This window comes from Buchnera aphidicola (Eriosoma grossulariae) (genome assembly GCF_964059045.1).
GTDB classification, from domain to species: domain Bacteria; phylum Pseudomonadota; class Gammaproteobacteria; order Enterobacterales; family Enterobacteriaceae; genus Buchnera_D; species Buchnera_D aphidicola_A.
On the sequence record NZ_OZ060402.1, the window covers coordinates 60,372 to 84,720 of the forward strand.

23 protein-coding genes, 3 tRNA genes and 1 other RNA gene are annotated in these 24,349 nt (G+C 21.1%); 16 read left to right on the top strand and 11 right to left on the bottom strand.

What is annotated here, in order from left to right; all coding sequences use genetic code 11:
- The first annotated feature begins 85 nt into the window (after window positions 1-85).
- Window positions 86-1,321 carry a tRNA CCA-pyrophosphorylase gene (locus tag AB4W51_RS00265; RefSeq protein WP_367676628.1) on the top strand — a complete coding sequence of 412 codons (1,236 nt, stop codon included), beginning with the start codon at window positions 86-88 and terminating at the stop codon, window positions 1,319-1,321.
- A gap of 185 nt (window positions 1,322-1,506) precedes the next feature.
- Here AB4W51_RS00265 and crr read toward each other — a convergent pair whose 3' ends face one another.
- From crr to cysK, 4 genes are all read right to left on the bottom strand, one after another.
- Window positions 1,507-2,013 carry a PTS glucose transporter subunit IIA gene (gene crr / locus AB4W51_RS00270; protein WP_367676629.1) on the bottom strand — a complete coding sequence of 169 codons (507 nt, stop codon included), beginning with the start codon at window positions 2,011-2,013 and terminating at the stop codon, window positions 1,507-1,509.
- A 50-nt stretch (window positions 2,014-2,063) separates the two neighbouring features.
- Complete coding sequence (gene ptsI, locus AB4W51_RS00275; RefSeq protein ID WP_367676630.1) at window positions 2,064-3,785, bottom strand: phosphoenolpyruvate-protein phosphotransferase PtsI; 1,722 nt, start codon at window positions 3,783-3,785, stop codon at window positions 2,064-2,066.
- A gap of 134 nt (window positions 3,786-3,919) precedes the next feature.
- On the bottom strand, window positions 3,920-4,177 hold the full coding sequence (locus AB4W51_RS00280; RefSeq protein ID WP_367676631.1) for an HPr family phosphocarrier protein: 258 nt from the start codon (window positions 4,175-4,177) through the stop codon (window positions 3,920-3,922).
- A gap of 153 nt (window positions 4,178-4,330) precedes the next feature.
- Window positions 4,331-5,287, bottom strand: a complete 957-nt coding sequence (gene cysK / locus AB4W51_RS00285) for a cysteine synthase A (RefSeq protein ID WP_367676632.1) — start codon at window positions 5,285-5,287, stop codon at window positions 4,331-4,333.
- Between the two features lie 529 nt (window positions 5,288-5,816).
- Between cysK and ligA the strand changes: the two genes are divergently transcribed.
- The gene (ligA, locus tag AB4W51_RS00290; RefSeq protein ID WP_367676633.1) at window positions 5,817-7,583 is read left to right on the top strand and encodes an NAD-dependent DNA ligase LigA; all 1,767 of its coding nucleotides are present in this window, start codon (window positions 5,817-5,819) and stop codon (window positions 7,581-7,583) included.
- 202 nt (window positions 7,584-7,785) lie between these two features.
- Here the strand turns inward: ligA and AB4W51_RS00295 are convergent.
- Together AB4W51_RS00295 and AB4W51_RS00300 are read right to left on the bottom strand one after the other, a co-directional pair.
- Window positions 7,786-7,858, bottom strand: a tRNA-Lys gene (locus tag AB4W51_RS00295).
- Between the two features lie 12 nt (window positions 7,859-7,870).
- Window positions 7,871-7,943 (bottom strand) — tRNA-Val (locus AB4W51_RS00300).
- A gap of 199 nt (window positions 7,944-8,142) precedes the next feature.
- On the opposite strand from AB4W51_RS00300, the gene gltX reads away from it, so the two are divergent.
- On the top strand, window positions 8,143-9,555 hold the full coding sequence (gene gltX / locus AB4W51_RS00305; RefSeq protein ID WP_367676634.1) for a glutamate--tRNA ligase: 1,413 nt from the start codon (window positions 8,143-8,145) through the stop codon (window positions 9,553-9,555).
- 125 nt (window positions 9,556-9,680) lie between these two features.
- A tRNA-Ala gene (locus AB4W51_RS00310) sits at window positions 9,681-9,754 on the top strand.
- Between the two features lie 340 nt (window positions 9,755-10,094).
- Here AB4W51_RS00310 and fliE read toward each other — a convergent pair.
- Window positions 10,095-10,409, bottom strand: coding sequence for a flagellar hook-basal body complex protein FliE (gene fliE / locus AB4W51_RS00315; protein ID WP_367676635.1), 315 nt, complete (start codon window positions 10,407-10,409; stop codon window positions 10,095-10,097).
- 239 nt (window positions 10,410-10,648) lie between these two features.
- On the opposite strand from fliE, the gene fliF reads away from it, so the two are divergent.
- The 11 genes from fliF (at window position 10,649) to fliR (ending at window position 20,653) form a co-directional block, all read left to right on the top strand.
- On the top strand, window positions 10,649-12,337 hold the full coding sequence (gene fliF, locus AB4W51_RS00320; RefSeq protein ID WP_367676636.1) for a flagellar basal-body MS-ring/collar protein FliF: 1,689 nt from the start codon (window positions 10,649-10,651) through the stop codon (window positions 12,335-12,337).
- A 3-nt stretch (window positions 12,338-12,340) separates the two neighbouring features.
- A complete protein-coding gene (locus AB4W51_RS00325; RefSeq protein ID WP_367676637.1) occupies window positions 12,341-13,327 on the top strand; it encodes a FliG C-terminal domain-containing protein in 987 nt (328 codons plus the stop codon).
- Between the two features lie 4 nt (window positions 13,328-13,331).
- Window positions 13,332-14,048 (top strand): FliH/SctL family protein, encoded by a 717-nt coding sequence (locus tag AB4W51_RS00330; RefSeq protein WP_367676638.1) that lies wholly within the window; start codon window positions 13,332-13,334, stop codon window positions 14,046-14,048.
- Window positions 14,045-15,448 (top strand): FliI/YscN family ATPase, encoded by a 1,404-nt coding sequence (locus AB4W51_RS00335; protein WP_367676639.1) that lies wholly within the window; start codon window positions 14,045-14,047, stop codon window positions 15,446-15,448. Before AB4W51_RS00330 ends, AB4W51_RS00335 begins: the two co-directional genes overlap by 4 nt.
- Before the next feature lie 27 nt (window positions 15,449-15,475).
- Window positions 15,476-15,916: a flagellar export protein FliJ gene (locus AB4W51_RS00340; RefSeq protein ID WP_367676640.1), complete on the top strand. Its 441-nt coding sequence runs from the start codon at window positions 15,476-15,478 to the stop codon at window positions 15,914-15,916.
- 7 nt (window positions 15,917-15,923) lie between these two features.
- A complete protein-coding gene (locus AB4W51_RS00345; RefSeq protein ID WP_367676641.1) occupies window positions 15,924-17,120 on the top strand; it encodes a hypothetical protein in 1,197 nt (398 codons plus the stop codon).
- A 130-nt stretch (window positions 17,121-17,250) separates the two neighbouring features.
- Window positions 17,251-18,243, top strand: a complete 993-nt coding sequence (locus tag AB4W51_RS00350; protein ID WP_367676642.1) for a FliM/FliN family flagellar motor switch protein — start codon at window positions 17,251-17,253, stop codon at window positions 18,241-18,243.
- Between the two features lie 7 nt (window positions 18,244-18,250).
- Window positions 18,251-18,631 (top strand): flagellar motor switch protein FliN, encoded by a 381-nt coding sequence (gene fliN, locus AB4W51_RS00355; protein ID WP_367676643.1) that lies wholly within the window; start codon window positions 18,251-18,253, stop codon window positions 18,629-18,631.
- A 185-nt stretch (window positions 18,632-18,816) separates the two neighbouring features.
- Window positions 18,817-19,551: a flagellar type III secretion system pore protein FliP gene (gene fliP / locus AB4W51_RS00360; RefSeq protein WP_367676644.1), complete on the top strand. Its 735-nt coding sequence runs from the start codon at window positions 18,817-18,819 to the stop codon at window positions 19,549-19,551.
- Between the two features lie 65 nt (window positions 19,552-19,616).
- Complete coding sequence (gene fliQ / locus AB4W51_RS00365) at window positions 19,617-19,886, top strand: flagellar biosynthesis protein FliQ (protein ID WP_367676645.1); 270 nt, start codon at window positions 19,617-19,619, stop codon at window positions 19,884-19,886.
- Window positions 19,886-20,653, top strand: a complete 768-nt coding sequence (gene fliR / locus AB4W51_RS00370) for a flagellar biosynthetic protein FliR (protein ID WP_367676646.1) — start codon at window positions 19,886-19,888, stop codon at window positions 20,651-20,653. The genes fliQ and fliR overlap by 1 nt, the downstream gene beginning before the upstream one ends.
- Window positions 20,654-20,779: 126 nt before the next feature.
- Here fliR and rpmG read toward each other — a convergent pair whose 3' ends face one another.
- From rpmG to ppa, 3 genes are all read right to left on the bottom strand, one after another.
- Window positions 20,780-20,947, bottom strand: coding sequence for a 50S ribosomal protein L33 (gene rpmG, locus AB4W51_RS00375; protein WP_367676647.1), 168 nt, complete (start codon window positions 20,945-20,947; stop codon window positions 20,780-20,782).
- 9 nt (window positions 20,948-20,956) lie between these two features.
- Complete coding sequence (gene rpmB / locus AB4W51_RS00380) at window positions 20,957-21,202, bottom strand: 50S ribosomal protein L28 (RefSeq protein ID WP_367676648.1); 246 nt, start codon at window positions 21,200-21,202, stop codon at window positions 20,957-20,959.
- A 498-nt stretch (window positions 21,203-21,700) separates the two neighbouring features.
- A complete protein-coding gene (gene ppa / locus AB4W51_RS00385) occupies window positions 21,701-22,237 on the bottom strand; it encodes an inorganic diphosphatase (protein ID WP_367676649.1) in 537 nt (178 codons plus the stop codon).
- Between the two features lie 320 nt (window positions 22,238-22,557).
- Between ppa and pmbA the strand changes: the two genes are divergently transcribed.
- Window positions 22,558-23,922, top strand: a complete 1,365-nt coding sequence (gene pmbA / locus AB4W51_RS00390; protein WP_367676650.1) for a metalloprotease PmbA — start codon at window positions 22,558-22,560, stop codon at window positions 23,920-23,922.
- 48 nt (window positions 23,923-23,970) lie between these two features.
- Here the strand turns inward: pmbA and rnpB are convergent.
- Window positions 23,971-24,335: RNase P RNA component class A (gene rnpB / locus AB4W51_RS00395), an RNA gene on the bottom strand.
- Window positions 24,336-24,349 lie beyond the last annotated feature (14 nt).

Below are 24,349 nucleotides of genomic sequence, written 5' to 3' on the forward strand. Positions count from 1 at the left end.
AAAATTGATATAATTTTATTTTTTTATTTTTAATAGTTATATTTATATTTTTAATGAAAATATATTCAAATAGGAATAATATTTTATGGAAATATATTTAGTTGGTGGAGCTGTTCGGGATAGTTTATTAAATTTACCTATAAAAGATAAGGACTGGGTTGTTGTTGGAGCTACTATAGAGATATTATTAAAACTTAATTTTCAACAAGTAGGAAAAGAATTTCCGGTTTTTTTACATCCAGTCAGTCATGAAGAATATGCTTTGGCCAGAACTGAATATAAATCAGGTAAAGGATATTACGGATTTAAAACAAATTTTTCTCCAGAAGTAACGTTATATGATGATTTAATGCGAAGAGATTTAACTATAAATGCTATTGCTAAAAATATGTTTGGTGATTTCATAGATCCATATTTTGGTAGATTGGATTTAAAAAATAGAATTTTAAGACATGTATCACCTGCTTTTGTAGATGATCCTTTACGAGTTTTAAGAGTGGCTCGTTTTGCTGCTACTTTATCTCATCTAGGTTTTTCTATTGCAGAAGAAACGTTATTGCTAATGGAATCAATAGTAAAAAAAAGAGAATTATTATTTTTACAGTCAAATAGAATTTGGAAGGAAACAGAAAAAGCATTAATAACTAATAATCCTCATGTATATTTTCAGGTATTATATGCATGTAATGCTTTAATGATTATATTTCCAGAAATTAATCAATTATTTAATGTTGGAATGTTTCATTTTTTATCTGATATTATTGTACTAAATATTGATTTGTTTAAACATGTATCTTTAGTATCAAAAAAAACAACAGATTTAGATGTAAGATTTTCCTGTTTGTTTCAATGTATATATTTTAAAAATAATGTTATAAATTTGTTTGATGAAAATAAGAATTTATATATTTATAATTATATTTTATTAATTAAAAAATTTTTTAAACGTTTTAATATCCCTATTTATATTCGAGATTTAGTATTATTAATTATTAAATATCATTCTTTTATGATAAATATTATATATTTTAATTCTTATGATATTGTATTATTTTTAAGTAAAATTGACTCATGGAGAAAACCGATTAGAATTAAAAAATTATCTGTATTGATAAATTCATATTGCAAATTAAATGTGAATAATAGATCTAAAAATATATTACCAGGAGATTTTTTAACTATTGCATATTCTATTACATCAACTATATCTGCTAAATCAATTTTACATTTAGGATTAAAAGGCATTCAAATAAGAAACGAATTAATTCGTTTAAGATCTATAAAATTAAATTTATGGAGAAAACAGTTTTTATTAAAATGATAAAAAATATTTTTTATCATTTTTGAACATAAAAATATATTAATTAAATTTTTTTAATAAAAAATTTTATTTAATTTTAGTCCTAATCATTATTTATTGTTGATTGTTTATACACATTTAATAAATTAAATTAATTCAAGCAGTTAAATGATATTATATAATTCGTTTAACTGCTTAAAACTCTATTATTTTTTTACATACATTATAATAGTTATGCCAGCAATAACTTTTCCTTTCACTTTTTTTAATTCTATAATTTCATCCATATTTGAAATAATTACAGGTGTAATAGTTGATTTTGCATTTTTTTCTAAAAATGATAGATTGTATTTTAGTATTAAATCTCCTTTTTTTACTTTTTGTCCTTCTTCTGCAATTTGAGTAAATCCTTCACCTTTTAATTTGATTGTATCAATTCCGAAATGCACAAACATTTCAAGATCACTATTTTCAGATTCTATAGAAAATGCATGTTTAGTTTTAAAAATTTTTCCGATAGTTCCATTTATGGGTGCTAAAATTTGATCACCAGATGGTTTGATAGCTATTCCATCTCCAGCAATTTTTTCTGAAAAAACAGGATCTGGAACTGTTTCAAGATCTACAATATAACCTGATATTGGAGATATAATTTCTAATTGCTTAAAGGTATTGTTTTTTTTTTTACCAAATAAATTAGAAAATATGCCCATTTTTTTGCTCCTGGTAATAATTTTGTAGAGTTATTATATCAATAAAATTGTTAAATATAATTTGCATTAAATTGATGGATTAAATTAATAATATCTTTTGAAGTAGATAAAGATAATACTTTATTTGCTAATTCAATAGCAGAGGAATATCGGCTATTACGAATTATTTTTTTTACAATAGGTATAGAAGAAGGACTCATACTAAACTCATCTAATCCCATTCCAAATAAAATCATTGTAGCGTGAGGATCTCCTGCTAATTCTCCACACATTCCAGTCCATTTTCCTTCATTATGTGAAGCATCAATAACTTGTTTAATTAATTTTAAAACAGATGGGCTCATTGGATCATATAAATTTGAAATTAATTTATTCCCTCTATCAACTGCTAGAGTGTATTGTGTTAAATCATTTGTTCCTATACTAAAAAAATCAACTTCTTTAGCTAAATAATTAGAAATGATAGCAGAAGCAGGAGTTTCAATCATTATTCCGATTTCTATTTTTTCGTCAAATAATATATTTTCTTCATATAATTGTTGTTTTATTATATTTAATTCTTTTTTTAGAATTTGAATTTCTTCTACTGAAATAATCATAGGGAAAAGTATTTTTAATTTACCAAAAAATGAAGCTCTAAGAATAGCTTTTAATTGTGTATACAAAATTTCCTTTCTGTCCATTAATATTCTAATCGCTCTCCATCCTAAAAATGGATTTTCTTCTTTAGGAAGATTCATATATGGTAAATTTTTATCTCCTCCAATATCCATAGTACGAATTATGACTGATTTATTTTTCATTGCTTTAGCAATATTTTTATAAGCTATAAATTGTTCTTCTTCGTCAGGTAGTTTATCACGTTCCATAAATAAAAATTCAGTTCTATATAAACCAATAGATTCTGATCCGTATTTTTTAGCATTCACAATATCACGAATATCTCCGATATTAGAACTAATTTCTATTTTATGTCCATCTAAACTAATAGCTGGTAAAAATTTTATTTTTTTTAATTCATTTTTTTCTTGTAAATATTTTTTTTTAAATTTTTCACTATTTAGAATTTCTTCTTTGGACGGGTTAATGAATATTTTATTATTAATAGCATCAATTATTACAAAGTCACCATTTTTAACTTGACTGGTAATGTTACCAGTGCCTACTATAGCAGGAATTTCTAAGGAACGAGCCATAATTGATGTATGAGATGTTTTACCTCCTAAATCTGTGATGAATCCTAGTATGTATTTTAAGTTTATTTGTATTGTTTCTGAAGGTGTTAAATCTTGAGCAATTAAAATTACATTTTTGTTAATTTTATCAATCATGATATTATTTATATTAAAAATATTTTTAAGTAATTGATTTCCTAAGTCACGAATATCTGTTGCACGATTTTTTAAATATTCATCATTTAAATTTTCAATAATTTGAGCTTGTCTTTCAATAACAATATGAATGGCAGCGTCCGCTGTTTTTTTTTGTTTTTTTATTAACTGTATAATGTCTTGTTCAAATTCTGTATCTTCAATTAAAAGAATATATCCTTCAAATATATCTGATTTTTCTTTTCCTAGTTTTTTTTCTGTTGTTTGTTTGATGGTTTCTAGTTGTTTTATTGTTATTTTTTTAGCTCTTAAAAATTTTTTGATTTCTTGATCAATGGATTCATAAGAAATTTGATTTTTATTAATAATAATTTTTGGTTTGATAAACAATAAAACTTTTCCAAATGCAATACCTGGTGATGCTAAAATCCCTGAAATCATAACATTACCTTAAAATATAACAATAATTAATTAAAAAATGAAAATTATTTCATTAGTAAAATACTATATTAATTTTTATAAAAAAAATAAATTACTTTTTTTAGTAATTTTTTAAATAATATTTATTAAAATAATTATTTTAATATTGATAATAATTTTTCTAAATGTTCTACAGCTATTTTTTCATCTTTGCCTTCTGCAGATAAAATAATTTGACTTCCTTGTGTTAATCCTAATGTTTGTAGTTTAAATAAACTTTTTGCATTCACAGTCTTTCCATTAGCTTCTATATTAATTTCGGAATGAAAATTTTTAGCTTCTTTTACAAATTGCGCAGCAGGACGGATATGTAGTCCATGGGGTGATAATATTGTTATAGTTTTTTGAAACATTATTTATCCTTTTATATTCATATATTTAAAATTTATTAATACTTAATAAATTTATTAAAATTAATTTAAAATAATAAAATGAAGTAAAATATTTTTTTAAAATTATATACATTTTTTTTCAGTCTACAATATTTATATATATTAATTATTTTTTTATATTTGTATTTCTGAAAATAAATTTGTACTTAAATATCGTTCTCCAGAAGAAGGAAGAATCACAACAATTTTTTTATTCATAAATTTTTCATTTTGATTTTGTAATTTTATTGCAGCAGCAACAGCAGCTCCAGAAGAAATACCAACTAAAATACCTTCTTCTTTTATTATTTGTTTTGCAGTAGCAATTGCTTTTTCACTAGAAATACAAATTACTTTATCAATTAATGTTAAATCTAAATTTTTAGGAATAAATCCAGCTCCAATACCTTGTATTTGATGAGGTCCAGGAGTAAGTGTTTTCCCTGATAATTTTTGTGTAATGACTGGTGATTCACTAGGTTCTACTACTATACTGATTAATTCTATTTTTTTTTTATTTTTTTTTAAATATCTTGTTACACCTGTAAATGTACCTCCAGTTCCAACAGCAGAAACAAAAATATCAAATTCTCCGTTGGTATCTTTCCATATTTCTGGACCAGTAGTTTTTTCATGTATTTCTGGATTGGATGGATTGTTAAATTGTTCTAATAAAATATATTTTTTAGTATTTGTTGATGCAATTTTTTTAGCTATTTCTATTGCTCCTTTCATTCCTTGGTTGCTATCTGTTAATTCTAATTTAGCTCCTAATGCTAGTAGTAATTTTTTTCTTTCTGTTGACATATTTTCAGGCATTGCAAGAGTAATTTTATAATTTCTGGCAGCTGCTACAAATGCTAAAGCAATACCAGTATTGCCACTAGTAGCTTCAATAATTTCCATATTTTCTTTTAACAATCCATTTTTTTCTGCATTCCATACCATATTTGCTCCAATTCGACATTTTACGCTAAAACTAGGATTTTGAGATTCTATTTTTACAAAAATATTTCCATGTCCAATTTTATTAAGACGTACTAATGGTGTATTACCAATCGTTAAAGAGTTATCTGGATAAATTTGATTCATTAGATTTCCATTTTTATTTAATTATATTTATTTATATTTAGTTTTTATTAATTTATTCTTTTTAATAATTCTCTTTTTTTAAAATAATAGATATTAAAATGTAATTGCTTATTTATTAATTTTTAATAAAACATTTTTATATACAAATGAATGTCTGAATTAATTATTTTACACATAAGTTTTTATTTATACATTTATTATATTCATGTATATTATTTTTTATATATTATTTTAGAACAATATTCTAATAATAATATATAAATATTAATTATATAATTTTTATATAATTTTTTAAAATATATATTTTTATTTTTCTATTATATTTTTTTTTAAAATTAATTTTAGTTTTAATTTTCATATTTGACTAATTTTATATTGATAAGCTATTTTTATATTAATTAATATTTTTTGTATTATTCATAAATTTTAAATGACAATATTTTTATAACTATTGTATATATTATTATTTTGTATACATAAAAAATAATAATATATACAATAGTTATAAAAATATTGTCATTTAAAATTTATGAATAATACAAAAAAAAATATAGATAAATTAAAGAAAAAAATTTTTTATCATAATTATTTATATTATACATTAGATAATCCAAAAATTTCTGACTATGAATATGATTTATTAGTACAAAAATTACAATTATTAGAAAAAAAAAAATCAACTCTCATAGATCATGATTCTCCTAGTCAAATTATTGGATCTGATTTATTAATTGATTTAGGAACTATAAAACATTTTTCGCCTATGTTATCATTAAATAACATTAATGATATTAGTCAATATATTCATTTTGAAAAAAAAATTAGATCTAATTTTAATTCACAACAAGAAATTTCTTTTTGTTGTGAATTAAAATTAGATGGTATAGCTGTTAATTTAATATACAAAAATGGTTTATTATTAAAAGCAGGAACAAGAGGTAATGGTTTAATTGGAGAAAACGTAACTGATAATATTAAAACGATTAAGTCTATCCCTATGGTTTTGAATGGTAATAATATACCAGAATTATTAGAAGTACGTGGTGAAGTAATTATGTCACATCAAGATTTTTTGAATTTAAATGAAATTTCTAAAAATTCTGGTGGTAAAGTTTTTGCTAACCCTAGAAACGCAGCAGCTGGTTCTTTAAGACATATAAATAAAAATATTACCAAAGAAAGAAATTTAATGTTTTTTTGTCATGGTTTAGGTATATATAAAAGTAATATAATTAAATTTAATAGTCATTTTAATATTTTTAAGCATTTTAAAGAATGGGGTTTACCAGTACCGAATGATGTAACATTGTGTTTTAATTATGAAGAAATTTTGTCATATTACAATTATGTGAAAAAAAATCGTTTGTTATTTAATTTTGATATTGATGGTATAGTTATTAAATTGGATTCTATTATTTTACAAAATCAATTAGGGAATAATGCCCGTGCTCCACGTTGGGCTATAGCATGTAAGTTTATTTCAAAAAAAAATATAACAAAAATATTAAATATTCAATTTCAAGTGGGACGAACTGGTATAATTACTCCGGTAGCTGAATTAATTCCTGTTTTTTTATCTGGGGTCATTATAAAAAAAGTTTCATTATATAATAAAAATGAAATGTATAAACTTGGTGTTTGTATTGGAGATATTGTTACTATTACTCGATCTGGGGATGTAATTCCAAAAATATTATCTGTAGATTTATCAAATCGGAAAAAAAATCAATTGAAATTTGTTTCATTTCCTATTCATTGTCCTATTTGTTTTTCATTGTTAACAGAAACTGAAACAAAAGTGATTCGTTGCATTGCAGGTTTTTCATGCATAGCACAAAGGAAGAAAAAAATAGTTCATTTTTTTTCTAAAAAAGCATTATATATAAAAGGATTGGGTTCATTTATTATAAATCAATTAGTTGATAAAAATCATATTAATAATCCTGTTGATATATTTTTTTTAAAGAAAAATAATTTTTTGAATTTATCTAGATTAGGTAATAAATCAATTTCAAAAATTTTGAATGCTATTGAGCATTCTAAAAAAACAACTTTATATAGATTGTTATATGGATTGGGTATACAGGATATTGGTGAAAGTATAGCTAAAAAATTATCATATTATTTTAAAAATATTGATAATATTATGAATGCTAATATAAAAGATTTAATGTCTGTAAATACTATAGGTAATAAATTAGCTGTAAATATATTTAGTTTTATGCAAGAAAAAAATAATATAATTTTACTTGATAAATTAAAAAGAATTTATTTAATTTATGAAGATAATTTTTAATAAAATATAAATTTTAATGTTTTTATTGTAATTAAAAATATTTTAATTTTTTCTTTTATAAAAAAACAACGATCTTAATGTTTTATTTCAAAAATGATTTTAAAAATTTTTAATTATCTATTGATTTTATTTATTTAATTATTTTTGATTGACTTACTATAGCTAAAAATTTAAATTTTATTTTTATAATAATTTGTTTTTATGGGTTGTGCAGGATTTGAACCTGCGACCAATTGATTAAAAGTCAACTGCTCTACCAACTGAGCTAACAACCCATATGATTTTTATAGGTGATGACGGATTTGAACCGCCGACATCCTCCGTGTAAAGGAGGCGCTCTGCCAACTGAGCTAATCACCTAAATATTTTTGAAATTAAAAATATAAAATATTATTTAAATTTAACTCGGTATATTATTTTATTTTTTTAATTTTTCTATTTTTAAATAATTTTAAAATTCATTCTATATTTTTTTTAAAAAAAAATCAAATAGTTATTTATTTTTAATTTATTTATTATAATTATACTATATTAATTATATTCGTTAATTTGAATACATATGAAAATTAAAACTCGTTTTTCACCTAGTCCTACTGGTAATTTACATATTGGAAGTGTACGTACTGCTTTATATGCTTGGTTATTTGCTAAAAAAAATAAAGGTAGTTTTGTATTACGTATAGAAGATACTGATTTAGAACGATCAAATTTAAAATCAGTAAAATCAATTATTGATGGTTTAAAATGGTTAGGTTTAAATTGGGACGAAGGTCCTTATTTTCAAAGTCAACGTTTAATTCGTTATCAAAAAGTAATTGATTTTATGTTGCATGAAAAATTAGCATATCGATGTTATTGTTCTGTGAATAGATTAGATAGATTAAGATCAAAACAATTATCTAAAGGATTAAAACCTAGATATGATCATCATTGTCGAAATTTAAATAATAAAGATAATCACAAACTTCAACATGTAGTGCGATTTCGTAATCCTTTAACAGGATCAGTAACTTTTAATGATTTGATCAGAGGTAAGATTATTCATTATAATAATGAATTAGATGATTTAATAATACAACGTAGTAATGGAATGCCAACTTATAATTTTGTTGTAGTTATTGATGATGTTGATATGGATATTACACATGTTATTCGAGGAGAAGACCATGTTAGTAATACTCCTAGACAAATTAATATTTTTAATGCTTTATCAAAAAAAGAACCTGTATATGCTCATGTTTCAATGATTTTAAATCATGAAGGTAAAAAATTATCTAAACGAGATGTTAATGTTAGTAATATTATACATTTTCGTGAATTAGGATTTTTACCTGAATCTATTTTGAATTATTTAGTACGGTTAGGCTGGTCTTATGGTAATCAAGAATTGTTTACTATGAATGAAATGATAGAATTTTTTTCTTTTGATAATATTAACAATTCAGCTAGTATTTTTAATATTGATAAAATGTTATGGTATAATAATTATTACATCAATAATTTACCAAAAGAATATATTATTAATTTATTGCATAAATGTTTTGAAAAAGAAAAAATAGATACTCATTCAGGACCTAATATGATTGATTTAATAACTATAATGGGCCCTAGATGTAATACTTTAAAAAAGATTGTTGATGATTCTATATATTTTTATGTACAAGAGATTGATTATGATTTAAATCAAATTAAATTATATTTAGATAAATATTCTATCTTGATTTTAAAAATGATGTATAAAAAAATTTTTTTAATGGTAGATTGGAATTTAAATAATTTATCTGGTGTTATTAAAGAATGTACAATACAATTAAAAATATCGTTTAAAAAAGCAGCAACAATTTTAAGGTTAGCTCTTTCTGGAAAAATATATACACCTAGTATAAGTTTAGTATTATACTACATTGGAAAAAAAAGATCTTTAATTCGTATTAAAGATTTTTTGTTAAAAATTAATGATTTAAATTTTTAAATAATTTCATATTTTGATAATGAACATGTTTATTTATTAATTCTTTGTGTAAATATTTTAATAATAATTTATTAATTTAATTAAAATATTTATATTTTATATATTTTAATATTATTTTTCATCATGGGGTTGTAGCTTATTTTGGAAAAGCATTTGCATGGCATGCAAAAGATTAGCGGTTCGAATCCGCTCAACTCCACAATTTATTAGAATAATAATATTTTAAAATATATTTGTTTTTTTTTAAAATTTTTACTCAAAACTCATTTTTTAATCCAATATTTTATTATTGATAGATTTTTATCAAAAATAGATAATCTATAATTTTTTTTATTATTCATCATTTATTTATTAATAATTAAATTATTTTTTTAAATTTATGATTATTAATTTTTATGTATTATATTTTCAATTAAACATATTTAATAATTAGTATCAATGAATTTAATTATTAATAAATGATTCACTGATATTGAAATATCAGTGAATCATTTAATGAGTATATAACAGCAAGAATTTAAATGATATCAAAGATTACTTTATAATTGTAAATTCATGATATCTTGATAAGCGGAAAGGAGTTTGTTTCGAATTTGTACAGCTAATTGTATTGATAATGATGACTTTTCTATATCTAACATAATGTTATGTAGTGATTGTCCTTCATGATTTAGTAAAAATTTTTCAGCATTGTTTTGTGTTTTTTTTTGAAAATCAATTATTTTTTCTAGTTCCAATTTAAATTTAGGAAGTTTAACAGATGGTTCAGTAAGAGTAAAATTATTATTGATAATTGAGTTTTGTGAATTTATTTTATCTATATTATCGTTTATTTTTAGACCTGCAATTAACATAATTTCCTCTTTAATGTTTTGATTGATTTTTTTATTTAGATGCATAGTAACATATTTATATATAAAAAATCTTTATTTTAATATTAAAAAAAAATAAATTTTATATTAATTCATTTTTGTAAAATATATAAAAATTGATAATATATGATTTTTAAAAAAATTGGTTATAGATATTATTTTTTAATTAGTATCTTAGTAAATTTAAAATATATTGTTATTGTTATCGATAGGGAGATTTCATGAATGTTGGTCAAGTTAAAAATTCTAGTGTAAATAAATTAGGCATGAACGGTTTTTTTAGTCAATTTTTTAGTTCTTTTCGTACTTTTTTTATATTGACAATAATTTTTTTAATGATTTCAGTTTATTTTTGTTTTTTTAAAAAATCGCAATCTTATCGTTTGTTATATAATCATTTATCTAGTTTTGATGGAGGTGCTATTGTAACACAATTAAAGCAAATGCATATTCCATATCAATTTACAAAAAATTCTGGATTGTTATTGGTGCCTTCTGATCAAATCTATGAAATTAGATATCATTTAGCTGAACAAGGGTTGCCTAAAGGTAATGGAGTTGGTTTTGAACTTTTAGATAAAGATAAATTAGGTAGTAGTCAATTTTCAGAACAAATTAATTATCAAAGAGCATTAGAAGGTGAGTTAGCACGCAGTATTTTGAAAATTAATATTATTGAAGATGTCAGAGTTCATATATCTTTACCTAAAGAATCCTTGTTTCTTTATGAAAAAAAAGAGCCTTCAGCTTCTGTTGTAGTTAGCATGCACCATGGAAAAATTTTAGATATGGGTCAAATTAATGCTATTGTTCATTTAGTATCTAGTAGTATTGCTGGATTATCTACACATAATGTTACAATTATTGATGAATTAGGTCATTTATTAACTGGTTCTAATAATAATTATAGTAATTTAAATAATGAGCAGTTAAATTATACTAAATTAATTGAAGATCATTATAGTTCAAGAATAGAAAAAATTTTAACTCCATTGGTAGGTTTTGGAAATGTTCATGCTGAAGTGACAGCTAAGATTAATTTTAATATTGTAGATCGTCATGAAGATAAATATAATCCAAATTATGATAATAAAAACAAATCTATTCGTTCTGAACAAAGTATGAATAATTCTCAAACGATAACAGAAAATATGAAGCAATTTCAACAAGAACAGGTTTTTTCTAATAATCAAAATAATAAAATTATTCATAATAAACAAAAATCGCATTTAAATCATGCAAAAAAAATTGAAAAAAATATTATTAATAAAAATCAATCTTTTTTTATCCCATTTCCTTCAGATTCTAATCATAAAAAAGAAAACACTATTAATTATGAATTAGATCATATTATTTCTCATATAAAAATACATACTGGTGATATAAAACAATTGTCAGCAGCTGTAATTGTAAATTATTTTGAAAATAATAAAGGAAAAATGATTCCTTTAAATCATGATTTATTAAAAAAAATGCATAGTTTAATTCATGAAAGTATAGGTTATTCTAAAGATAGAAAAGATACAATTAAATTAGTAAATGCACCATTTGTTCAACATAAAAAAGTTTTAATTAAATATATCAAAACTCCATATATTAAAGAACCTGAGAATAATTTGTTTTTTTATTTAGTTAGTATTATAGTTTTTATGTTGTTTTTTATTTTTTATTATCAATATCAAATTTCAAAATATAAAAAAGAAAATATAAAATTTCTTTCTAAAAAAAATTTAAAAGATAATCAATTAAAATCTAATTTTGATTCTATTTTAGAGAAAAAAAATAACAATCAGATAAAAAAACATTTGTCTAATGATATTAAAAAAAATCAGTCTGATATTATTAATGAAAACAAAGATAATTCCCATATGACTGCTATAATGATTAAAAAATGGATGAGTGGTGAATAATTCATGATAAATTTAAATGGAATAGAAAAAAGTGCTTTATTATTAATGTCTATGGATTCTGATCAAGTATCTCAGGTATTGAAACATTTTACATCATCAGAAATTCAATTATTAATTAGTACTATTTTAAAAATCACTGAAAAAGAATCTCAACATGTAAATTTAGTTTTAGATGAATTTCATGGTTTTTGTAAAACAAACAATTTTTTAAATGAAAATTATTCTCAAAAATATTTGTTATCTATGTTAAAAAAAGTATTAGAAAACAAGACAGCTGATTGTTTTTTAGAAGAAGAATTAATTATACAAAATAGAAAAAAAAAATTAACTATATTAAATAGTTTTAGTGCGAAAGAATTAGCAATTTTGATACACAAAGAACATATACAAATTATTACTATTTTGTTGTCATATATTAATCGTGATCTTGCTTCTCAAACACTAGTTTTATTAGAAAAAAAAATACAAATTGAAGTGATTTTTCGTATTTCAAAATTAAATAAATTAAATCGTAAAGTTATGGTAGAATTTTTAAGATTTATTGATTATTTATTAGATTCTAAAACACATTTATTTAAAAATATTAATGGTATCAAAATTAGTTCAGAACTATTACAGAAATTAAAAGAAAAAAATAGAAAAATAATATTAGATGAAATAAAAATATCTAATAAAGATATTGTGCATCAAATTAATTATGAAAGTTTTTCATTTGATAATATTCTTGATTTAGATGATTTACATATAAAATTTTTAATAAAAAAAATAAGTCAAAATAAAATTTTTAATGTCTTAAAATATTGTCATAAGTCATTCCAAGAAAAATTTTTAAAAAATATGTCTAAAATAGATTCTGATGCATTTTATAAATTTTCTAATAAAAAAACATCTATTCCAAATGTTTTAATAGAAGAAGATAAAAAAGAGATAGTGATGTTAATTAAAAAATATTTATATGATGGAAAAATATCATTTCATACATTAGGGTAATTAAATGTCTCATACTACTGTTATAAAAAAATGGAAAAAATGGTATCCGGATAAATTAAATGAATCTAAAAATATTAAACAACAATTAGTTTCATCAAATGATGATTTAGATATCATTAATAGTAGCAATCAGAATAAATTATTTATCCCAGTTCTTGAAAAAACAGTATCAATGTCTGAAAATTTTGATCAGAATATGCTAAATGATTCAAGTAAAAAAAATGTTACTCATGCTGATGGTCAATGTAATATGACAGATGGTTTAAAATTAAAAGAAGAATTTTTAAATTTTGAAAAAGAAAAAAAAATATTTTTTATAACAATCAAAGAATTTTTACATAACTTTCAATTATCTATGAATACTTTAGATGAATTAATTTCTTCTCGTTTAGAACAATTAGTATTAAAGGTGACTGAAAAAATTATTGAATCTATTCCAATAATAGAAAAAAATATTATATTGAACAAAATAAATTTTTTTTTAAATCAAGATATTTTTTGTTTTAAAAAAATACGATTACATATTCATCCTGATAACAAATTATTAATTGAAAAAGAGTTTGGAAAAATTTTTAATGATTATGGATGGATAATATTTTCTGATTCTGAAATAGATAAAAATGGTTGTAAATTTTCATCATTAGTTGATGGTAGTGAATTTGATTGTAATTTATCGTCTCGTTTTAAAGCATTATCTCGAATAACTTTCTTAGAGGAATGAAAGTGATAAATTTGCAAATTGAACGGTGGTTGAAAAAGATTAATTTAATGGAATCTAAGTTAAATAAAATTCCTAATTTGATTTGTTCTGGTTCTTTAGTGGGATTAAATGGTATAGTATTTGAAGTTAGTGGATTAATATTACCTATTGGTGCAATTTGTATTATTGAAACACATTTGTCTTCTAAATACCAGTGTTATAAGAAATGTGAAGTAATAGGTTTTAAAGACAATATTATATTCATTATACCATTAGATGGTATTGTAGATGGTGTTAGTTATGGAGATCGTGTTTTTAGTAATATTAATTTGAGTTGTTTGGATTCAAATTTCGAGTTTAATAATGTACCATTAGGTAATGATTTATTAGGTCGAGTACTAGATAGTCAAGGTGTTCCTTTAGATAAATTAGAATCTATTAAACCAGAATTTTATGGACCATTGTTTACGCCATTAATTAATCCTTTAGATCGTCAACCTATTAAAAAAATTTTAGATTTAGGAATTCGTTCAATAAACTCGTTATTAACTATTGGTGTAGGGCAAAGAATAGGGTTATTTTCTAGTTCAGGATTAGGTAAAAGTGTGTTATTAGGCATGATTGCAAAATATAGTTCTGCTGATGTGATTGTTTTAGGTTTAATTGGTGAAAGAGGAAGAGAAGTTAAAGAATTTATCGATAATATTTTAGGAAAGGAAGGTTTATCTCGTTCAGTAATTGTTGCAGTTCCAGCTGATGTTTCTGCATTATCTAGAATTAAAGGTACTATTTATGCAACTAGAATAGCTGAATATTTTAGAGAACAAAAAAAACATGTATTATTAATTATTGATTCTTTAACTCGTTATGCTATGTCATTACGTGAAGTATCTTTATCTTTAGGTGAATTACCAGTTACTAAAGGTTATCCATCCTCTGTTTTTTCTAAGTTACCAATGTTAATCGAACGAGCTGGTAATTCAAATAACCATTCTGGATCCATTAGTGCAATATATACAATATTAACAGAACAAGATACAGAAAATGATCCTATTTCAGATATTGCTAAATCTGTGTTAGATGGTCATATAGTGTTATCGAAAAATTTAGCTGAAAGTGGTAGATATCCTGCTATTGATGTTTCTGTTTCGATTAGTAGATTAATGACTAATTTGATTAGTGATAGTCAATATAATCAAGTTATTTTTTTAAAGCAATTAATTTCTATATATAATAAAAATGAAGATTTAATTAATATAGGGGCATATGTAGCTGGTAGTAATAAATTACTTGATAAAGCTATTTTGTTTAAACCTAAATTAGATGCTTTTTTACAACAGGATATGCATCAACGTATTAATTATGGTGATTCTTGTTTGGAATTAGAAAAATTATTTAATGAAGTTCATTTAAGTAATTAAATATTTTTATTTTTATATGGTAAAATTATGTTAACAATTAAAAAAATGAAATTATTAAAGATAAAAGAACAATTCAAAATAAAATTAATCATGGGTCATTTTAAAAATATTTTTTTTAAAAAAAAATGTATTTTAAATCAATTTAATCAACTTGATCAATACCATAAAGAATATTATAAGTCTTTACATTTGGATCTTTTATCTGGTATTAATAGTATTAGTATAAAATGTTATTTAGATTTTTTAAATCTTTTAGAAAATAATATAAAATTACAAATTGAACAATTATCAAAATGTAATAAAAAATTAGAATTAATTTCAATTGATTTAAAAAGTATGCAAGAAAAAATTAATATTTATAAAAATTTAGAATTGAAAATTCATCAAAATAAAATTTTAAAAGAAGAAACTAATCAACAAAAATATAATGATGAATTTTCTTCTTTATTGTTCTTAAAAAAGGTATAACATTATTATGTTATTAAAAGTTAGTGGTGAATTATTTAATAATATGATGATTAATCATCATATTATTAAAAATATATTTTTTAATATTTTTAAAAAAAAATTAAGTTTTTTGATTTTTAAAAAACAAAATCATTTTAATAATGTGAAACGCATTCCTAAAAAGATTATATATCGTAAATTAGATAAAAAAGACAATATTATTAATACATCTTTTCATAATTTTTTTTTAAATTATTTTCATCAATCTTATAATAATATTATTATTTCTAAAAATAATTTTTCAAAACATAAATGTATTAGTTCATCTATTTTAAAAAAACATATTTTTAAAAATACTATTATTTTTGCAGTTCCTCATAATGCAATGAATAATATTAATATAAAAAAACAAAATATTAATAATACAATATCTAAAATCACAAATAACATTAAATTAAATTTTAAAAACATATTATTGAATTTTAACTATTTTATAAAAAAATTTTTTAGTGTATCATTTAATTTTAATTATATTAAAAATTTTTATAACCAACGGATTAATAATGATTTTTTGTCAAATAAAAATTGTTTTTTTAATTTTTTAAAGATATCACTATTTGATATCAGTTGGATTCAACAAAATGCATTATTAAGTTATTTTAATAATATCTTTTGTATCAATAATTTAAAAATTTTAGATAATAATCAAAAATTATATCAAAATATTTCACTTAATGATTGTAATTTGCAAACATTTTATAATGTAAAAAATAGTAATTTGTTTTTAAATAAATTTTTATTAATAGAAGAATTAAGAAATAAGATAGCACAACAAATATTAATATTAAAATTCAATCAAATGAATCAAGTTAAATTATATCTTTATCCAAAAAACAAGGGATTATTGTGTATTGAGTTGAATATGAGTAACAATAAAAATGTTTTAAATTTTATATCTCAAGATAGTCGAATTTGTTTTGCATTAAATGCTGCTGTTCATGATTTAAGAAAAAAAATGAAAAAAAATGGTATAATATTAGATTCAATCACTATTTATGATCATAGTTTGTTTTTACAAAAGGATCATAATGCTAATTATATTAAATATTATAATCGTAATAAAAATTATAATTATAACAAATATTCTAGCAATAGAACCAAACCATTATTAAAAGGTTATAAAAATTGTATTTTAAATGATAATTTTATTCATGTTTATGTTTAAATATAATTTTTATTAATATAATTTATAATATTAAAAATAAAATTTTTTAAATTAATTTTTAATATTATAAATTATTATTGTATTTTATAATTATATATTGATAACTATTTTAATTATTAAGGTATTTTGAATGGATAAAAAAATAATTTCCGATATTAACTTAAAAAATTTTTTTTTGGATACTCAAAAAGATAAATATAAAAATATTATAGATGTTAATGAAAATATAAATTGTCTCAACAAAAATATCATAGATACAGAACAATACAACAGTATTTTAAATGATGTAAATCAATTATTTTTGCATCATTTTCAGAAAAATTTATCTAAATTTATTAATATAGAAGATATGATTTTTCGTTGTACAAATATAAAAAATATATCTTATCAAGACTATATAAAAAATTTTAACATGCCTATTAAATTTAATATTTTAGAATCTTTTTCTAATAATAATATTGCTTTTATTGGTTTTTCCTCTCAATTTATTTTTTTTGTAATAGATTTGTTATTTGGGAATACAGGTTTATTACCACCATTTGTTCTTAAAAAAAATGAATTTACATCATATGAATATAATTTGATAAAAAAAATATATTTAATTATTATTCAATCATATGTTTTTTCTTGGAAAAAAATTTATTCAATAGATTTAAAATATAGTTCTATTGATAATATGTATGTAAATACTGATATTGTTGGCTGTAAAGATAATAATAATTTGTTTTTTTCAGAATTTTCTGTTAATTCTAATAATAGTGATATAAAATTTAATATTTGTATTTCATCATCTATAATTCAGACTTGGAATAATAAATTATTTAATCACAAAAAATTATCTGATGATTTGAATGGTGATATTAATTATGATTTGTTAAATATAATAAATAAAATTGAATTAGATATTAAAATTCAATTTTTAGAATTTATGATACCTTTATCTAATATTTTGAAATTAAAAATTGGTGATGTTTTTAATATTTCACAACCCGATCAAGTTATAGCTCATATAGATGATATGTTTTTATTTTCTGGAAAATATGGATCATGTGAAGGTAAACATGCATTGTCTATCATTAATATAAAACAATCTAATATTGAAAATAGTATTATAAAAGGATAATTTAATTATGGTAAATGATAATCAGGATAGTCAAAAAAATAATATTTTAAAAGATAATATCGAATTATTAGATAAAAAATCTTTAATTAAAGATATTAATTTAAAACATGACAATGTATTATCTGAATATAATATTGATTTTATTGGACAAATTCCTGTAAAAGTATTAGTAGAATTAGGTAGAATTAAAATTACGATTAAAGAATTTTTAAAATTATCTGTGGGATCTATATTGTCTTTAGAAAATGATCTGAATCAACCTTTAAATATTTTTGTGAATAATTTTTTAATTGCTCAGGGTGAAATAGTCGTTATTGAAAATAAATATGGAATTCGAATTACTAAGATAATAGAAAAATCTGAATTTATTAATACTGTTCATAATTAATTTTTGCACGGAATTAATTTTTTTAAATTTTTTTTTGATTAATTGATAATTTATTTTAAATTTATTTTATATGTATTGTTTTTTTATATATTTTTTTTTAATATAATATATAATAATAAAATGATTTCTATTTGTATTTATAGATAGCATATGAAAAATTTTACTTAAAGATTTTGGAAAAAACGATGGTTAATCAGATATTATTATTTTTATCTTTATTTTTATTTTCTCCAGAAATTTATGCATCAATACCTGGATTAACTACTCATTATTTGAGTGATGGAGGTCAAAGTTGGTCTCTTCCCATTCAAACTTTAGTATTCTTGACTTCATTGACTTTTCTTCCAGCTATTCTATTGATGATGACTAGTTTTACAAGAATTATTATTGTTTTTGGTTTATTGAGAAATGCCATTGGAACTCCTTACGCTCCACCAAATCAAGTATTACTTGGTCTGGCGTTATTTTTAACTTTTTTTATTATGAGTCCAGTATTAGATAAAGTATATACAGAAGCATATTTACCTTTTTCTCAGGATAAAATATCTATGGATGTAGCTTTGAAAAAAGGAGCTGAACCATTAAAACAATTTATGATAAAACAAATTAGAAAACCTGATTTAGAATTATTTTCTAAATTAGCACATATTTCTTCATTTTCTAATTTGAAAGATGTTCCAATGAGAGTAATATTACCTGCTTTTATTACAAGTGAATTAAAAACTGCTTTTCAAATAGGATTTACTATATTTATTCCTTTTTTAATTATTGATTTAGTGGTTTCAAGTGTTTTAATGGCATTAGGAATGATGATGGTTCCACCTTCTAGTATTTCATTGCCTTTTAAATTAATGTTATTTGTTTTAGTTGATGGTTGGAAATTGTTAGTAAATTCATTAGCTCAAAGTTTCTATTTTTAATAATTTATTTTTAATTATGAAAATATTTATTTTTTAAAATATTTTATTTCAAAAAATGAGGTTTTATGACTCCAGAATTAGTAATGACTATGTTTCATGAAGCGATTAAAGTTTCATTACTTTTATCATTTCCTTTATTATTATCTGCTTTGATAACAGGATTAGTAATCAGTTTATTACAAGCTTCAACTCAAATTAATGAACAAACTTTATCTTTTATTCCTAAAATAATATCTGTTTTTAGTTCAATTGTGTTTTTTGGTCCATGGATGTTAAACGTTTTAATTGATTATGTACAAAATTTATTTAATAATTTACCTTTAATAATACACTAATGTTAACGGTTAATAGTATTGATTTTTTTTATTTTTTAAATAATATTTTACTTCCTTCTATACGGATTTTATCATTATTTTATACTGCTCCTATATTTAGTGAAAATTGTATTTCATATAAGATAAAAATATTTTTATCTATTATAATTAGTTTTTTAATTTTTCCTTTTTTACCTGAATCACATATAAATTTTTTTTCTTATCATTATTGTTTAATTTTTATTCAACAAATTATTATTGGGGGTTTTTTAGGATTTATCATCAAAATTGTTTTTTCATCTGTTAATATGGCAGGAGAAATTATTTCGGCTTTAATAGGTTTATCTTTTTCTAATTATTTTGATATCAATAGTCGTAATAATTTATCTTCTATTTCTAGGTTTTTAAATATATTAATATTATTTATATTTTTAACTTTTAATGGTCATCTTTGGTTAATTTCTATTTTATCTGATAGTTTCCATCAGATACCTATAGATCATTCTGTTTTTAATGTAAAAATATTTTTTATATTAGTTCAATTTTCTAGTCTATTATTTTTGAATAGTTTAAAGTTAGCTTTGCCTGTTATTATTTTATTATTGATATTAAATTGTATTATGGCTTTTTTAAATCGAATTTCTCCTCAGATTTCAATTTTTTCTGTTGGTTTTCCTATTACTTTAGTTGTAGGTATATTTACTTTAAATGCATTAATTCCAATTTCTATATCTTTTTTTAAAGATATTTTTATTAATGTTCAAAATTTTTTATTTTATATTACGTGATTGATTTTTTTAGATATTTTATAATAATAATGTTTTATTTTAAAAATATAATTTTTTGTTTTTATTAATATAATTAATTAATTATTAAATATAATTAATTAATTATATTAATTGTTTATAATAATGTTATTTTATTTTTTTTTCTTTATATAAAATATGTTTTTGAATAATAGGATCGTATTTTTTTAATTCTAATTTTGTTGATTTGTTTTTTTTATTTTTAGTAGTCGTGTAATAATGTTTACTTCCTGAAGTAGAAAATAATTTTATTTTTTCTCTAGAACTTTTTGCCATTTTTGTCTCTTATAGTAATTTGTTTTTTTTATTTTTAATAAAAGATTTTTTTAATGTTTCTTGGATTCCATTTTTATCTATGATTCTCATACCTTTAGCTGAAATATTTAATTTGATAAATTTTTTTTCTTCAGGTATCCAAAATTTATGATTATGTAAATTTAAGAAAAAACGTCTTTTAGTTGCGTTCATAGCATGTGATCTATGGTTTCCTACCATGGGTTTTTTAAAAGTTATATCACATATTTTAGCCATTTTTATATTTTCCTACATGAATTAATTTTTTATATAAAATTTTTTATTGTTAAATAATATCATTATAAATAAAAATATTTTTATAATTTGAAATCATATATCATATAATGAATATTGTTAATTATTTATATCATCTTAAAATAAATATATTTTTTTATAATTTCAAAATATTTTTGATCTTATTTTTTTTAAAAATATTAAAATAAATATTTTATATATATATAATATTTTTGAATTAAAAAAAATTAATATATATATTATATTTTTAATATAAAGATAAAAATATTAATTTTTTTATAATTATTTTTTAGATATTTGAATTATTTTACAGTGATTTTATTTATATAGCTATGTTATAAAAAATTATATTTAATTGATTACAATTAATAAAAATATTTTATTAAAAAATAATTTTAAATTAAAAATAATTATGAACTTTAAAAATTTTTTTTAGTATTATTAGTATAAAATATTATTGTTATTTAAATATGAATATTATTATTTTTTTATTTTTTCATATCTTTTTATTGAATTTTTTATTTCCAAAATTGCATTTTTTTTATTTTGCCATTCAATAATTTTAACCCATTTATTTTTTTCTAAATTTTTATAATTTTCAAAAAAATTTTGAATTTGATTTTTTAATAATATAGGAAAATCTATTATGTCTTGTATAGAATTATATTCTTGGGAAATATTATTATGAGGAACTGCTATAATTTTAGAATCGTCACCAGATTCATCTTGCATCATTAATATCCCTACAGGACGACATTGAATAACGGATGGGGCTAATAATGGATATGGAGTAGGAATTAATATATCTAGTGGGTCTCCATCTAAAGATTGTGTATTATTAATATAACCGTAATTACATGGATAGATCATAGCACTAGATATAAATCTATCTACAAATAATTCGTTATAAGTTTTGTTCATTTCATATTTAATTGGATTAGAAAATGCTGATATTTCAATAATAGCATATATATCTTCAGGAAAATTATTTCCAACAGGTATTTTTTTAAAAGACATAATTAGTCCATGGTTTGAATTTATTAAAATATATATTATGTTAATGTTTTTGTAAATATAATTTTTATGATTGTTGCTAAAGTAATATTATTTTTTTATTAAAATGAATACAAATAAAATATTTTTATATTTATTTAATTATTTTTATTGATTTATGATACAATTATTCATAATATTAACTAATTTAAATAAAATTAAATTTAATATTTAATTTATTTTTATTATTTATTAATAGATTTTATAAAATAATACTAAGAATTATGTTTTATTTTCATATTTTTAAAAATAATATATTTTAAAAATTAATCTAGGAATAATATATGGAAATATATAGAAATAATATTTTATCAGAAACTATATTAAAGGAATTAGTTTCATATGCTTTAGAATTAATAAAAAGTTATAATAAAAATTATTTATGTTTTGTTTCTATTCATCAGAATAATGGAATTAATATTACAGTGAGATCCGGTTTATTAGAATATTTAGAATTTAATAATGATTTAATTTTATCTATTACAGTATATCATAATTATAAAAAAAGTACTGTTTCTTCTAGTGATCTTAGTTTGCATTCAGTAAAATTAACTATTGAAAAAGCGGTAGAATTAGTAAAATATACTTCTGAAGATGATTGTCATATTTTACCAGATATAAATCTAATAGCTACCGATCATCATGATTTACAATTATATTATCCATGTACAATCAATATAGCAGATGTTATTTTTTATACTAAAAATTTAGAAAAAATAGCTTTAAAACAAGATAATCGTATTATAAATTCTGAAGGTGCTTCTTTTTGTAGTCATATTCATACAATAGTTTTAGGAAATAATTATGGATTATTCAATTCTTATAAACATAGTATACATTCTCTATCTGTTTCTGTCATTGCACAAGATAAAAAAAATACAAATGTAATGGAAAGAGATTATTGTTATACGACTGCAAGAGAATTTAATGATTTAAAAGATATTAAAATTGTAGGAAAGATGGCATCAGAACGAGCAATATCTCGATTAAATGCACAAAAAATATTAACTAAAAAAGTTCCTATTTTATTTTCTTCAGAATTATCTTCTAGTTTTTTTTCACATTTTATTTATTCCATTACAGGTTCTAATATACATCGTCAAAATACTTGTTTATTAAATTGTTTGGGTAAAAAAATCTTTCCTTCTTGGTTAAATATTGTTGATAATCCTCATATTAATAAAGGTCTCGGTTCTAAACCGTTTGATTTTGAAGGAGTAAAAACTAAAAAATATAATATTATCAAAGATGGAATATTAAAAACTTGGTTGCTGGATACTTATTTTTCTAAGAAATTGAATCTTTATAGTACAGGACATTCTGGAGGGATTCATAATTGGATTATATCAGGTGCTCGTCAATCAATATTTTCTTTAAAAGCATTGTTAAAATTCATGTATCGCGGTGTATATATTACAGAACTGATGGGTGATGGAGTGAATTTAATTACAGGAGATTATTCTAGAGGAGCTGTTGGTTTTTGGGTTGAAAATGGAAGTATTCAATATCCTATTAGTGAAATTACTATCTCTAGTAATTTAAAAGATATGTGGAAAAATATTATTGCAATTGGTACTGATAGTGATCTTGATAAACAAATAAGATGTGGATCTATTTTATTATCAGAAATACAGGTTTCTGGTAAATAACAATTGTTATTAATTTATAATTAAATAAAATAGTAAAAAATATCATATATATTCAGTTAACTTATAAGCCGGGTTCTGTATTTGATAGTCATTTATCTAGATTAATAATCACTTATTAATTCAAGCGGCCTACCCAGATTTAGTGCGGGATACACAATATATTAATCTTTATTTGGCTTTGCTCCAGGTGGAGTTTACCTTGCCGAATACTATTACTAGATTCGCGGTGTGCTTTTACCACGCCTTTTCACCCTTACCAATTTTTTATATATAAAATATTTTTATTGGCGGTATTTTTTCTGTGGCACTAGTCGTAAAATATTTCCCAGATGTTATCTGGCACCTTACCCTATGGAGCCCGGACTTTCCTCTACTGTTATTAATAACACAGCAGCGACTATCTAGTTAACTGATTATTTATAAATAT